Source organism: Paracoccus alkanivorans, assembly GCF_003697785.1.
Classification (GTDB): Bacteria; Pseudomonadota; Alphaproteobacteria; order Rhodobacterales; family Rhodobacteraceae; genus Paracoccus; species Paracoccus alkanivorans.
Genome location: NZ_QOKZ01000002.1, coordinates 622,790 through 636,620, shown reverse-complemented (window position 1 = coordinate 636,620; position 13,831 = coordinate 622,790). Strand labels below are relative to the sequence as shown.

Sequence of the window (13,831 nt, the reverse complement as noted above, 5' to 3'; positions counted from 1 at the left end):
TATTTCGCCCAAGGAAAGCAGGGCTTGGCAATGATTGCGAATGCCCGTCAATCCGCGAAAGGCCAGAGCTTAACCGCGATGACGCATTGGATGACCGACCCGAACAACCCGGACGAACAGTCCGATCTGGTGGTGAAGCCGCGTATGAAATCGCAGCGACCGCCGATGTACAAGGTCCTGATGCTGAATGACGACTTTACCCCGATGGAATTCGTCGTCCATGTCCTGGAACGCCTGTTCAACATGACCCATGCTCAGGCGATCGAGATCATGCTGACCGTTCACCGCAAGGGGATTGCCGTGGTTGGCGTCTTTTCGCATGAGGTCGCCGAGACAAAGGTTGCGCAGGTGATGGAGCTGGCCCGGCGCCAGCAGCATCCGCTGCAATGCACCATGGAAAAAGAGTAGGCCGTGACCGGAACTCGATTGCAACTGGCCTTCCCGGATGGCCATCCCGGGGGCGACGTGCTGGTTTTGGGCGCAGGTGGCGGTGATGACCTGTCGCCGCTCGACCCGGCACGAACCCGGATCGAGCAGGGAATGTTTCCCGATCACCGCATGCTGAGCACGCGCGGTTTCGATGTCGCCCCGCGGATCGATGGCCATTTCGGAACGGCCGTCGTGATCCTGCCGCGTGCCAAGCCCGCGGCCCGGGCCCGTATCGCAGCCGCTGTAGAGCGCCTGACACCGGGCGGGGCACTGTGGATCGATGGCCAAAAGACCGACGGGGTCGATTCCATCCTGAAGGAGCTGCGGGCGCTTTGCGACGTGGACGAGGTTCACAGCAAGGCGCATGGCAAGATTTTTCGTGTCACGTTACCCGGAGGGGAATGGGTGCCTGATGACTGGGGCGCCCGCCCGGCCGAGGTCGCGCCGGGTTTCGTGACCAGACCCGGTGTCTTTTCGGCGGATGGGATTGATCCGGGCTCGGCCTTGCTTGCTCGCCACCTTCCCGAACGTCTGCCGACCCGGCTGGTCGATATGGGGGCTGGCTGGGGCTGGCTGGCGGCCCAGGCGCTGACCCATCCGGGCGTCGAGGTGATCCATCTGGTCGAGGCCGATTACGCAGCCCTGCAATCGGCCCGCGACAATATTTCCGATACGCGCGCACGGTTTCATTGGGCCGACGCACGGGATTTCGAGCTGCCCGAGCCGGTCAACGGCGTGATCATGAACCCGCCTTTCCATCTTGGCCGCGATGCCGATCCGAAACTGGGCGCGGCGTTCATCGCGGCTGCGGCGGGTCTGCTGACCGGGGCGGGGCGGTTGTGGATGGTAGCCAACCGCCACCTGCCCTATGAAACCGTGCTGCGCGGGCATTTCGCGCAGGTGACCGAGATCGGCGGCGACAATCGTTTCAAACTGTTCGAGGCCAGCGGCGCGGGCCGTGGCGGCAATCGGCAAAGGGGGCGCAGATGAGCCTATCCATCCAGGGCAAGACCGCCATCGTGACCGGGGCGGGGCGTGGTATCGGTCTGGCCATAGCCAAGCATTTCGTCGAACGCGGCGCCAATGTCATGTTTGCCGATTGCAACGAGGCGGCGCTGGAATCGCAGATGTCGGATTACGATCTCGAAAAGGATCCGGTCCGCTATTTCGCGGGCGACATGTCAGAGCGTCTGGCGATGGCGAACCTGCTTTCGGCGACGCTCGATGCCTTTGATCGCATCGACATCCTTGTGAATGCGCATCGTTTCGTGAAGGGATCGGATCCGCTGGACACCGATCCGGGCGTGCTCGAAGAGATGCTGCGGCAGAACACGATCTCGGTGCTGCGCCTGTCGCAGATGGTGGCCAAGCGGATGATCAAGCAGGCCGAAGAGCAGGAGGAGGTCTCCCAGACCGGGGCCATCGTCAATATCTCGACGCTGGCGGCAACCCGGCCGGTTCCGGCGATGCTGGGCTATTCCATCGCCTGCGCGGCACAGGAACAGGCGACGCGGGGGCTGGCGCTGACTTTGGCGCCATACCGTATCCGCGTGAACGGGGTCAGTTTCAGCAGCGTCATGTCGCACGAGCTGAAATGCGCGCTGAAGGAAGATGGCGAGCTGCGCGGCCAGATCATCGCCGGCACGCCCCTGGGCCGGATCGCGGGCGCCGAAGAGATCGCTGACACGGCGCTCTACCTTGTCAGCGAGGGGTCGCGCTTCGTGACCGGCCAGATCATCACCGTCGACGGCGGGCGCTGCCTGGCCGATCCGGTGACGGCCCAGGTGCTGTAACGCCGGATCTCAGCCCGGCTGCCTCATGGGCAGGCCAAGACCGCCAAAGCGCATGTCGCCGAGCGACGAGGGAATGACGCGGGTATATTTCGTGCCTTCGATAGCCGCTCCGGCCATCAGCCCTGCCTGACCGAAGATCAGCGCGACCACCGGATACTGGGCGGTCACCGTGTCCGCCCCCATCGCCATGCCGCCAGCCGGAATGGCGTAGAAGGCATTCGCTCCGGCGACCCAACCGGGGGCGGCGCGGAACGCGGCCAGCGCGGCATCGCTTTGGAAGATCAGCACATGTGCATATTGCTGCGCGCCAAGCTGGAAGCCGAGCGTGGCCCGCGTGGCGGAGTAATAGTCCACCGTCGCCCCGCCGATCCGCAATGCGCCCTGACCATAGGCGCCGCCGACTCCGATGGCCGCCTCGGTCATCAGCGGCATGTAAAGCACGCCCTTGGCGTTCTGCACCATCGATGCTGCACTGGGATAGGTTTGCATCAGGTATTGATGCGTCTGGTCCACGCGCGCATCCAGCCGGGACGCCGCATTGTTGCCGACCGCGTTGCTGCATCCTGCCACGGCCAACATGGCCCCGCCCGTCGCCAGCATTTTGCGGCGGGTCATTTTTTCGAAACTGCCCATCTTTTTCGCCTCGCTTCTGTGATCGGGCTCCTTGGCGGCCCGTTGGCGGCAGGATACGCGAGACGGACCTATCATGCCAGCATTTCGGCCACGGCGGGCGCGAAATAGCTGAGAACCCCGTCGCAGCCGGCACGCCGGAAGGCGAGAAGGCTTTCCAGCATCACGTCACGCGACAGCCAGTCATTGCGGATCGCTCCTTCCAGCATCGCGTATTCGCCACTGACCTGATAGGCGAATGTCGGCACCTCGAAGCGATCCTTCACCTCGCGGCAGATATCCAGATAGGGCATGCCGGGCTTCACCATGACCATGTCCGCCCCCTCGGTCAGGTCGCGGGCGACGCAGCGCAGTGCCTCCTGCCGGTTGCCGGGATCGATCTGATAGGTCTTCTTGTCGCCGACCAGCCGCCCCGAAGCGCCCACCGCGTCGCGGAACGGCCCATAGAAGGCGCTGGCGAATTTTGCCGCATAGGACAGGATCGCCACATCCTTGTAACCTTCAAGCTCCAGCGCGGCCCGCAATGCGCCGATCCGGCCGTCCATCATGTCCGACGGTCCGAGGATGTCGGCCCCGGCCTCGGCCTGCGCAAGCGCCATTTTGACCAGCGCCTCGACCGTCTCGTCATTGAGGATCTCGCCATCGACGACGAAACCGTCATGGCCGTTGATATTATAGGGATCCAGCGCGATATCGGTCATCACCGCCAGTTCCGGCACCGTCTCCTTGATGGCGCGGATGGCGCGGTTGCCGATATTGTCCGGATCCCATGCGCGTTCGCAGCTTTCCGTCTTAAGTTCCTGGTCGGAATGCGGAAAGATGCAGATTGCCGGAATGTTCAACCGGGCCGCCCGCTCCGCCGCCCGCTTCGCTCCGTCCAATGTCAACCGCTCGACCCCGGGCATCGAGGGGATCTCGCCCTCCGCGCCCGCGACTTCGGTGACGAAGATCGGCCAGATCAGGTTGGCGGCGCTCAGATCGGTTTCCGAGATCATGGCACGCAGATTTGCCGTGCGGCGCATCCGGCGTAGCCGCGTGGAGGGAAAGGGGGCAATGATCGGGCTGGCCATGGCGGTATCCTCATCGATGTCTGGGCGAAAGCGCAGCCGGATCGGCTTTTCCTTCGCCTGAAGCCGTTCTAAGGTCGCGCGCGACCAAGGACAAGGAACCTGCCGCGTGCCGCAATTCGACGGATTTATCAGTTTTCTGGACAGCCGCTCTTTCGGGACCATCTGGTACTGGCTGGCCGTGATCGGCATGTGGTCGTCCAGTGGCCGAAAGATCATCGGGGTGCCGGTAGAGGTCCTTCTGCGCGCCCGCCATGCGCTATCGCGCGACGAGACTGACGGGCCCGCCATGGTCGCATTGCTGAACTGGCTGTCCCTGACCCTGCCGCGCTGGCGGTTGGGACATCGGGAAGCTGTGGTCATCCTGGCGGCGACGGGCTTCCTGATGACCTCGCTGGCAGGCCTGGGCTTTGGCTACGATCTCGAGATGGCTCAGGCGCTGACCTTGCTGCTGTTGCCTTTCGTAATCCTGTTCTGGATGCGGGTCCGTCTGGCGCGCAGGCTCATGCCGCTGTTGCAGGACGAACACGCAGAGCGGCAATTGCCCGCTGTCGCGGCAGAGGTCGTTCGGTGCATGAACTGGCATCGCAGGCTGGTCACGCTTCTGTCGATTCTCGCCGTGGCGATCACCGCGCTGTGGGGGGTGCTCTGGTCGCTGATGCATCCGAACGGGATGTGACCTTGACACCGCCGCCCCGCACTTTACCTGACGCCCCATGTCTGACCAGTTGATCCTTTCCGGCGCGCCCGAGGGCTACGACGCCGCCCTGATCGCCCGCGAAGCGGCGCGATCCGAAAACGGCGGGGCTCCGGTCATCCATATCGCCCGCGACGACCGCCGGATGGCGGCGATGCGGGCGGCGCTCGGGTTCCTGGCACCGGAGCTGGCCGTACTGGATTTCCCGGCATGGGATACGACGCCCTATGACCGCGTCTCGCCCGCACCCGCGATACAGGCGGCACGCATGGCGACACTGGCCGGTCTGGCTCAGGGGGCGGTCAAGGGGCCGTTCGTCCTGCTGACAACGCTGAACGCGGTGCTGCAGCGGGTTCCGGCCCGTGAACTGGTTGGCGGAGCCAGTTTCGCCGCGCGTGTCGGTGACCGCATCGACGAGGCGGGGCTGCGCGATTTCCTGATCCGGATGGGCTTCGTGCAATCGCCGACCGTGACCGAGCCCGGCGACTACGCCATCCGTGGCGGCATCATCGATATCTACCCGCCGGGCGAATCCGGGCCGATCCGGCTGGACCTGTTCGGCGATGTTCTGGACGGTGCGCGCCGCTTCGATCCAGTCAGCCAGCGGACCACCGAAAAGCTCTCGCGCGTCGAGATCGCGCCGATGTCCGAGGTCATCCTCGACGAGCCCGCGATCACCCGGTTCCGCCAGAACTACCGCGCCGAATACGGGGGAGGCAGCAACGACCCGCTTTATGAAGGCGTCAGCGCAGGCCGCAAGATGTCGGGGGTCGAGCATTGGCTGCCATGGTTCCACGACCGGATGGAGAGCCTTTTCGACTATCTTCCCGGCGCCTCCGTCGTGATGGACGACCATGTCGGGCAGGTGATCGATGCCCGGCGCGAAATGATCCGCGAACAGTTCCAGGCCCGCCGCGAGGCGATGGCGATGAAGGGACGCAGCGATACCGTCTACAAGCCGGTGCCGCCCGACGCGGTGTTTCCGACCGAAGAGGAATGGAACAACTGGCTCGCCCCGCATCGTGTGCTGCGCCTGTCGGTGCTGCCCCAGCCTCCGGGGCCGGGTGTCCTGGATGCGGGCGGACGGCCGGGGCGTAATTTCGCACCCGAACGTCAATCTGAAAATACCAATTTGTTCAAGGCGCTGTCGGATCATATCAAGAATCTGCGAAAAGATGGCCGCGTCGTCATCGCCAGCTTTTCCGATGGTGCCCGCGACCGTCTGGCCGGGCTGATCTCGGATGAGGGCGTCACCGGTGCGCAGATGATCGGTGACATCCGTGAACTGCCCGATGTGCCCGGTGCCCTGGGGCTGGCTGCCTGGCCGCTGGAAGAGGGTTTCACGGCGGATGGCCGCGCCCTTGGCCGGTTGACGGTGATCTCGGAACAGGACGTGCTGGGCGACCGCCTGATCCGGGGGGCGAAGAAGCGCCGCCGGGCCGAGAATTTCCTGCAGGACACGCAAAGCCTCACCCCCGGCGATCTGGTCGTGCATGTCGAGCATGGTATCGGGCGCTATACCGGGCTGGAAACGATCAAGGCCGCCGGGGTGCCGCATGATTGCGTGGCGCTGGAATATGCGGGCGGCGACCGCCTGTATCTGCCGGTCGAGAATATCGAGCTGCTCAGCCGCTATGGCCATGAAGAGGGGCTGCTGGACCGGCTTGGCGGCGGCGCATGGCAGGCCCGCAAGGCGCGGCTGAAGGAGCGTATCAAGCTGATCGCCGACAAGCTGATGCGTGTCGCAGCCGAGCGCCTGTTGCGTCCCGCCCCGGTGCTGGAGCCGGAGGATCACGACTGGCAGGCTTTCTCCGCTCGCTTTCCCTATAGCGAAACCGACGATCAGGCGGCGGCGATCGAGGATGTGTTGAACGATCTGTCGGCGGGCCGTCCGATGGACCGGCTGGTCGTCGGCGATGTCGGTTTCGGCAAGACCGAGGTGGCGATGCGCGCGGCTTTCGTCGCCGCCAGTCAAGGGCTGCAGGTGGCAGTCATCGCGCCGACCACCTTGCTGGCCCGCCAGCATTTCAACAGTTTTGCCGAACGTTTCCGCGGCACCGCGATCAGCGTCCGTCCCCTGTCACGCTTCGTCGGCGCCAAGGATGCGGCAAAGACCCGCGAGGGGCTGGCCGATGGCACGGTGGATATCGTCGTCGGCACGCATGCCGTGCTGGCCAAATCGGTGCGCTTCAAGCGCCTTGGCCTGCTGGTCATCGACGAAGAGCAGCATTTCGGTGTCGCCCACAAGGAACGGCTCAAGGAGTTGCGCAGCGATATCCACGTGCTGACCCTGACCGCAACGCCGATCCCGCGCACGCTGCAACTGTCACTCACCGGGGTGCGCGACCTGTCGATCATCGGCACGCCGCCCGTGGACCGCCTGTCCATCCGCACCTATGCCAGCGAATTCGACAGCGTGACCATCCGTGAGGCGCTGCTGCGCGAGAAATACCGTGGCGGGCAAAGCTTCTTCGTCGTGCCGCGCCTGTCGGACCTGCCCGATGTCGAGCACTGGCTGGCCGAGAACGTCCCCGAAATCTCCTATATCGTCGCCCATGGCCAATTGGCGGCTGGCGATCTGGACCAGCGGATGAACGCCTTTTACGATGGCAGCCATGACGTGCTGCTGGCGACCTCGATCGTCGAAAGCGGCCTGGACATTCCGACGGCGAACACGATGGTCGTCTGGCGCTCGGACATGTTCGGACTGGCGCAGCTTTACCAAATCCGGGGCCGGGTAGGGCGCTCCAAGACCCGCGCCTATTGCTACCTGACCACCAAACCGCGGACTCCCCTGACCCCGCAGGCGATCCGGCGGCTGAAATTCCTTGGCGCCATCGACAGCCTTGGGGCGGGTTTCAACCTTGCCTCGCAGGACCTGGATCTGCGCGGGGCAGGGAACCTGCTGGGCGAGGAACAATCCGGCCATATCAAGGAGGTCGGCTTCGAACTTTACCAGGCGATGCTGGAGGAAACCATCGCCAAACTGAAATCGGGCGAGATCGAGGGCACGCCCGAGGATGAATGGGCGCCACAATTGAATCTTGGCGTGCCGGTGACGATCCCGGAACATTACATCCCCGATCTGGACGTGCGGCTAGGCCTTTATCGCCGCCTTGCCGAACTGACCACCAAGGTCGAGCTCGAAGGCTTTGCCGCCGAATTGATCGACCGTTTCGGCGCGCTGCCGCGAGAGGTGAACACGCTGCTGCTGGTGATCCGCATCAAGGCGATGGCCAAGCGCGCCAATATCGCCCGGCTCGATGCCGGACCCAAGGGCGCGACGGTGCAGTTCCACAACGACAAGTTCCCCAACCCGGCCGGGCTGGTGGAATTCCTGACCGATCAGCGCGGGCTGGCGAAGGTCACCGATAACAGGATCATCCTCCGCCGCGACTGGAAATCGGATGCCGACCGCATCAAGGGGGCATTCTCTGTCGCCCGTGACCTGGCCGCAAAGGCAAAGGTGGCGAAGTGAGCGGGCAGGTCCGTTTCGACCACGGCCCGCTGCCGGGAGGGACGCTGTTCACAGCGCCGCAAACGGTGATCCGCGCCGACACGCCAGCCGGGGTCATCCCGGCACTGGCGGCGATGGAGGCGGCGCGGGCGCACGGCTGCTGGTTGGCGGGATACCTGTCCTATGAGCTCGGCTATGCGCTGACGCCCCGGCTTGCACCGCTGATGCCACTGGGCCGCGATGTGCCGCTGATCCTGATGGGGGTGTTCGACGGGCCGCGCCCCGCTCCGGACCTGCCCGATCCTGCCGGGATACGCCTTGGCGTGCCGCGCCCGCTCTGGTCCCGCGACCGTTATGACCGGGCGATTGCCAAGGTGCATCGCTATATCGAGGCGGGCGACACTTACCAGATCAACCTGACCTTCCCGATGGAAGCCGAGGCAGAAGGCGATCCGCTGGCCATCTATGCCGCTCTGGCGGCGCGCCAGCCGGTGGGCGAGGGGGCCTTCGTCGATCTGGGTGGCCCGGTCGTGCTGTCGCGCAGTCCCGAGCTGTTCTTTGCCACCGATCACGCGGGCCGGATCGAGACCCGGCCGATGAAGGGCACGGCTCCGCGCGGCGCGACCCCGGAGAAGGACCGGGCGGCGGCCGAGGCGCTGGCGGCTTCGGAAAAGGATCGGGCCGAGAACTTGATGATCGTCGATCTGCTGCGAAACGATATCAGCCGGGTCTGCCTGCCCGGCTCCGTCCGCGTGCCGAAACTGTTCGAGATCGAGCCCTATGCCACGGTTCACCAGATGACCTCGACCGTCACCGGGCAATTGACCGGTGATGCCGGGCTGAGCGACATCCTGCGGGCCCTGTTTCCCTGCGGCTCGATCACCGGTGCCCCCAAAATCCGCGCGATGGAGATCATCGCGGAACTGGAGCAGGCGCCGCGCGGGGTTTATTGCGGAGCCATTGGCTGGGCCGACCCGGCAGGACCGATGCGCTTCAACGTCGCGATCCGGACGCCGGTCATGGAGGGCAAGGGGCGTCTGCGGGTGAATGTCGGCGGCGGCATCACCCATGACAGCCGCGCCGGATCGGAATGGGAGGAGGCAATATGCAAATCCGCATTCCTGGGCCTGTCCCCGCAGGGCTGAAGGTGATCGAGACCATGCGGGCCGGGCCGGATGGCCGGATCCGTCACTGGCCGTTGCACCTGGAGCGCCTGCGCAGGGATTGCGCCGCGGTGGGTTTCCCGCTTGACGAGGAGGCCGTCGCGGCCTCTCTCGCTGCCCTGCCGAAGGAAGAGGTCCTGAGGGTCCGGCTGACCGTCGATGCCGGCGGGCGGATCGCGGTGACGCATCAATTCCTGCCTCCGACCCCGGATCACTGGATCATCACGATCTCGAAACTGGCGCTGAACAGCGCGGAGCCATGGCTGCGCATCAAGACCTCGCATCGCCCCGCCTATGATTCGGCCCGCGCGGATATGCCCCCGGGCTGCGACGAGGCGATTCTGCTGAACGAGCGGGGCGAGATCTGCGAGGGCACGATCACCAATGTCTTTTTGCGCCGGGACGGGCGGTTGCTGACCCCTGCCGCTTCTTGCGGGCTGCTGCCCGGCGTGTTGCGGCAAGCGCTTCTGCAAACGGGTGAGGCACGCGAAGCGCTGCTATATCCCGCCGACCTGACGCGGGGGGAGCTGTTTTGCGGCAATGCCCTGCGCGGCCTGATTCCGGCACGGTTGCGGCCCGCGCCCATCGCCTGAAAGCAGGAGGACGACGGCTTTGCACCGGCAGGCAGGCCCCGGCACACTGAAATTCCCGCCTCTTCTTCTTTGTCCAAATACCTCGGGGAGCCGCCGGAACGGCGGCGGGGCAGAGCCCCGGAAACCGTGACCCCGAAACAACACGCCATTTCCTTGTCATCCGCCCGGCACCGTTCCAGCGAAAGGCTGCTCAGCCTTCCGCGTGGTTTGCGCGATATCCGGCCATGGTTTTTCTACCCCTTTGCCGTTTCGGGTTCCGGCGGGGTATTCTCGGCAGATGCCTATTCTGTTCTTACTTCCCATAGCGGCACTGGCCGCATTGCTTGCAGGGTGGGAGCGCCATGGCCTGCCACGCTTCCTGCTATTGTCGCTTGGCGTCTTCGCGGCCGCGCTCTGGCTTTGGATCGCGATCGCTTTCATGGCCGTCAACAGGCCGTTCTGAAATGCGGAGCGCAGGAATAGGTGTCAGGCGGACATCCTTCATGCCATGCCGGCATGCTGCCACTTTCCGCTGACTTGCCGATTCTTCCCGTCTGCGCGACGTTGAGTTATGCTCGGTCATCGGAGGAGAGGACCATGGCGAACACAGATGGGGTGTTGATCCATCCCGCCGTCGATAACGGCATAAGGCAAACTGATCCGAATTTTTCAGGCGGTGTATTGAGTTGTCTCTGTAGCAGCAACCCGGTGAAAGTCCGGGTGGGCGCCCAGACCGCGCATAACCATGTCTGCGGCTGCACCAAGTGCTGGAAGCCCGAAGGGGCGGTCTTCAGCCAGATCGCCGTCGTCTCGCGCGATGCGGTCGAAGTGCTGGAAAACGGCGACAAGCTGGAGATCGTGAATGCCGAGGCGCCGATCCAGCGGCACCGCTGCCGCGATTGCGGCGTGCATATGTATGGCAGGATCGAGAATACCGGCCATCCCTTCTACGGTCTTGATTTCGTGCATACCGAATTATCGCCCGAAGAGGGCTGGTCGGCTCCGGAATTCGCGGCCTTTGTCAGTTCGGTCATCGAATCGGGTGTCGATCCGTCGCGGATGGACGGCATCCGGGCGCGGCTGCGCGAGTTGGGCCTGCATCCCTATGACACCTTGTCACCGCCGCTGATGGACGCCATCGCCGCGCATGTGGCGAAAACCTCGGGTGTCACCAGCAGGGCCGCGGCGCAAGAGGAAAAACCGGATACTCGCCACGACGGGCAGGCCACAGCCGAAAGCGAAAGCCGGGAAACGGCCAGTGCCAGCGCGCCCCCGCCGCCGCCCGCCGCATCCGGCTCGATCATCGGCAGGCTCCTGAATCGCCTGCTCGGCGGCAGCCGCTAGGAAATCAGGCGCGGCTGCGCAGCAACCCCATGATTTCCTTGGTGCGTTCAAGGATCGGGGTGGCGAGTTCATCGGCGCGTTCCGCACCATGGCCAAGGATCCGGTCGATCTCGGCCGGATCGTCCATGAATTCGCTCATCTTGCGGGTGATCGGCGACAGCGCCTCGACCGCTACCTCGGCCAGAGCGGGCTTGAATACGCCGAAACCCTGTCCCTCGAAACGGGCCAGGACCGCGTCGGGAGTTTCATCCGCCAGCGCGGCATAGATATTGACCAGGTTGCGCGCCTCGGGCCGATCCTTGAGCCCCTCGACATTGCCGGGCAGTGGATCGGCATCGGTGCGGGCCTTGCGGATCTTCTGCGCGATCGCGTCGGCGTCGTCGGTCAGGTTGATGCGGCTGGCATCCGACGGGTCGGACTTGGACATCTTTTTCGAGCCGTCGCGCAGCGACATGACACGGGTGGCGACGCCTTCGATCAGCGGCTCGGTGATCGGGAAATGCTCGATCTTGTAATCGTGGTTGAACTTGGCGGCGATGTCGCGGGTCAGTTCCAGATGCTGTTTCTGATCCTCGCCCACCGGCACCGCGGTGGCCTGATAGGTCAGGATGTCAGCAGCCATCAGCGCCGGGTAGGCCAGCAGGCCAAGGCTGGCATTCTCGCTGTTCTTGCCCGCCTTGTCCTTGAACTGGGTCATCCGGTACATCCAGCCGACCCGCGCCACGGTGTTGAACAGCCAGGCCATCTCTGCATGGGCGCTGACTTGCGACTGGTTGAACAGGATCGACTGGCGCGGATCGACGCCCGAGGCCATGAAGGCCGCTGCGCCTTCGCGGATGCGCTGGCGCAGGACGTCCGGGTCCTGCCAGACAGTGATCGCATGCAGATCGACGATGCAATAGATCGTCTCGGACTCGTTGCCCTGCAGCGCCGCGAAACGTTTCAGCGCACCCAGGTAGTTCCCGAGCGTCAGCCCGCCCGAGGGTTGGATTCCCGAAAAGATGCGGGGGGTAAAGCGCGTGTTGGTCGTCTCGCTCATGTCCGGCCTGCTTGGAATTTCTTCGAGGCTGGCTTAGCTGTTGGCTGCCGCAACCGCAACCGTGAAGGAACGCCCATGCATCAGGGGATGAATGAATCGCCGATCAACCCGCTGCCCGCCATTGTCTGGCTGCTGGCCATGCCCACCATCGCCAGCGAGGCGGTATTCGGGTTGGGCCGGCTCGGGCTGATCGGCGGGGCCGAGGGGGTCGGGCTGCGGCTGTCCGGACTGCAGATGAGTGCCTATGCACCCGAAATGGTGCAAAGAATGTGGGCCATGGACGCGGTCGATTGGAGGCAGGTTTACCGGCTGGTGAGCTATCCTTTCGTCAATTACTCGGTGATGCAGGCATTGTTCGTGCTGGCTTTCACGCTGGCGCTCGGCAATCTGGTGGCGCGGGAGTTCCGGCCCTGGGCGGTCGTGGCACTGTATCTGGGCTCGGCCATCGGCGGGGCGCTGGTCTACACGGTGGCCATGTCGCTCGTGCCGGGCCTGTCAGCGCCGCTGATCGGAGGGTATCCGGCGATCTACGGGCTGGTCGGTGCCTTTACCTTCCTGCTCTGGACCAGGCTGGCGGCGGCCAATGCCAACCGGATGCGGGCCTTTACGCTGATCGGAATGCTGCTGCTGTTCCAACTGGTCTTCGGCATTGTCTTTGGCGGCGCAGGCTATGGCTGGATTGCCGAGATCGCCGGATTCGCCGTGGGCTTCGGGCTCAGCTTCCTGCTGGTGGATGGCGGGATGGCACGCGCCTTGCGGCAGCTCAGGCAGAGATGATCCCCGCGGGCGGCACCCTGCCTGCATGATCAGGGAGCCTGTGGCGCTTCGCACTCATCCGTCGCCCATGAATGCCGCCAGGGTCTCGGCCACCGCCTCGGGAGCATCGGCATGCATCCAGTGGCCGGCATGCTTTATGCGCAGCAGCCGGGCTTGCGGGAAGTAGTCGCGAATGGCGGCCTCGCCCGCATCATCCACGTAATCCGATTCGGCACCGGCCATGAACAGGGCGGGGCCGTCGAAAGCCGCCTTGGGCAGGCCCTCGGGCCAGCCCGTGGTGCGATCCATCCAGTCGCGCAGAACCGGCAGGTTCAGCCGCCAGCGGGGTGGATCGGATTTCAGGTCCAGCGATTGCAGCAGGAATGCGCGCAGGCCGGTGCTGTGGACATGTTCGGAAAGCCGCTGATCGGCCTCACTGCGCCGGCTCAGCCCATGCAGATCCATCGCCTCCATCGCATCGATCAGGTGGCTTTGGCTATGGGCGTAGGTTACCGGCGCGATATCCATCACCACCAGCTTGCGGATCAGTTCCGGCCGGGTCAGCGCCAGCTGCATGGCGGCCTTTCCGCCCATGGAGTGGCCCGCAAGGTCCACGCGTCCGCCATATGCCTCGATCACCCCGGCCAGGTCGGCCGCCATCGCGGCATAGCTGTGATCGGGATCATGCGGGCTGTCGCCGTGATTGCGCTGATCGACAAGGATGACCCGCCGCTTTTCGGACAGCCGCCGGGCAATGGCGCCAAGGTTGCGGCCCTGGCCGAACAGGCCATGGACCAGCAGGATCGGCAGGCCCTCGTCCTGCCCGACAACAGAGTGATTCAGCTTCATGCCGGTGATCCTATGACCTCTGGCCTGCGCGCGCC

At 64.7% G+C, this 13,831-nt stretch carries 13 protein-coding genes and 1 pseudogene; 10 read left to right on the top strand and 4 right to left on the bottom strand.

All coding sequences use genetic code 11. The features are described from left to right. Nucleotides 1–90: 90 nt before the first annotated feature. Genes clpS through C9E81_RS07715 form a run of 3 tightly spaced genes read left to right on the top strand, consistent with a single transcriptional unit; the run spans nucleotide 91 to nucleotide 2,222 of the window. Nucleotides 91–408: an ATP-dependent Clp protease adapter ClpS gene (clpS, locus tag C9E81_RS07725; RefSeq protein WP_122111861.1), complete on the top strand. Its 318-nt coding sequence runs from the start codon at nucleotides 91–93 to the stop codon at nucleotides 406–408. 3 nt (nucleotides 409–411) lie between these two features. Then, a complete protein-coding gene (locus C9E81_RS07720; RefSeq protein WP_122111703.1) occupies nucleotides 412–1,419 on the top strand; it encodes a class I SAM-dependent methyltransferase in 1,008 nt (335 codons plus the stop codon). Then, nucleotides 1,416–2,222, top strand: a complete 807-nt coding sequence (locus tag C9E81_RS07715; protein WP_122111702.1) for an SDR family NAD(P)-dependent oxidoreductase — start codon at nucleotides 1,416–1,418, stop codon at nucleotides 2,220–2,222. Before C9E81_RS07720 ends, C9E81_RS07715 begins: the two co-directional genes overlap by 4 nt. Nucleotides 2,223–2,231: 9 nt before the next feature. On the opposite strand, the gene C9E81_RS07710 is transcribed toward C9E81_RS07715, so the two are convergent. Next, complete coding sequence (locus C9E81_RS07710) at nucleotides 2,232–2,855, bottom strand: lipid-binding SYLF domain-containing protein (protein WP_243698548.1); 624 nt, start codon at nucleotides 2,853–2,855, stop codon at nucleotides 2,232–2,234. Nucleotides 2,856–2,926: 71 nt separating this feature from the next. After that, nucleotides 2,927–3,922, bottom strand: a complete 996-nt coding sequence (gene hemB, locus C9E81_RS07705; RefSeq protein WP_122111701.1) for a porphobilinogen synthase — start codon at nucleotides 3,920–3,922, stop codon at nucleotides 2,927–2,929. Between the two features lie 106 nt (nucleotides 3,923–4,028). On the opposite strand from hemB, the gene C9E81_RS07700 reads away from it, so the two are divergent. The 6 genes and pseudogenes from C9E81_RS07700 to gfa all read left to right on the top strand — a co-directional run. Then, complete coding sequence (locus C9E81_RS07700; RefSeq protein WP_122111700.1) at nucleotides 4,029–4,598, top strand: hypothetical protein; 570 nt, start codon at nucleotides 4,029–4,031, stop codon at nucleotides 4,596–4,598. Between the two features lie 37 nt (nucleotides 4,599–4,635). Next, nucleotides 4,636–8,094 carry a transcription-repair coupling factor gene (gene mfd, locus C9E81_RS07695; protein ID WP_122111699.1) on the top strand — a complete coding sequence of 1,153 codons (3,459 nt, stop codon included), beginning with the start codon at nucleotides 4,636–4,638 and terminating at the stop codon, nucleotides 8,092–8,094. Then, entirely contained in the window at nucleotides 8,091–9,218 is a 1,128-nt protein-coding gene (locus tag C9E81_RS07690; protein ID WP_122111698.1) for an aminodeoxychorismate synthase component I, read from the top strand. The genes mfd and C9E81_RS07690 overlap by 4 nt, the downstream gene beginning before the upstream one ends. Further along, nucleotides 9,179–9,829 carry an aminotransferase class IV family protein gene (locus C9E81_RS07685; protein ID WP_166461843.1) on the top strand — a complete coding sequence of 217 codons (651 nt, stop codon included), beginning with the start codon at nucleotides 9,179–9,181 and terminating at the stop codon, nucleotides 9,827–9,829. The genes C9E81_RS07690 and C9E81_RS07685 overlap by 40 nt, the downstream gene beginning before the upstream one ends. Nucleotides 9,830–10,106: 277 nt before the next feature. Beyond that, complete coding sequence (locus tag C9E81_RS22865; RefSeq protein WP_166461842.1) at nucleotides 10,107–10,271, top strand: hypothetical protein; 165 nt, start codon at nucleotides 10,107–10,109, stop codon at nucleotides 10,269–10,271. A 134-nt stretch (nucleotides 10,272–10,405) separates the two neighbouring features. Then, a pseudogene (gfa, locus tag C9E81_RS07680) lies at nucleotides 10,406–10,975 on the top strand (S-(hydroxymethyl)glutathione synthase); the annotation flags it as partial. A gap of 181 nt (nucleotides 10,976–11,156) precedes the next feature. Here gfa and trpS read toward each other — a convergent pair. Continuing rightward, nucleotides 11,157–12,191 carry a tryptophan--tRNA ligase gene (trpS, locus tag C9E81_RS07675; RefSeq protein WP_122111695.1) on the bottom strand — a complete coding sequence of 345 codons (1,035 nt, stop codon included), beginning with the start codon at nucleotides 12,189–12,191 and terminating at the stop codon, nucleotides 11,157–11,159. Nucleotides 12,192–12,266: 75 nt separating this feature from the next. On the opposite strand from trpS, the gene C9E81_RS07670 reads away from it, so the two are divergent. Then, nucleotides 12,267–12,968: a rhomboid family intramembrane serine protease gene (locus tag C9E81_RS07670; protein ID WP_122111694.1), complete on the top strand. Its 702-nt coding sequence runs from the start codon at nucleotides 12,267–12,269 to the stop codon at nucleotides 12,966–12,968. A gap of 54 nt (nucleotides 12,969–13,022) precedes the next feature. On the opposite strand, the gene C9E81_RS07665 is transcribed toward C9E81_RS07670, so the two are convergent. After that, a complete protein-coding gene (locus tag C9E81_RS07665; RefSeq protein WP_122111693.1) occupies nucleotides 13,023–13,796 on the bottom strand; it encodes an alpha/beta fold hydrolase in 774 nt (257 codons plus the stop codon). Nucleotides 13,797–13,831 lie beyond the last annotated feature (35 nt).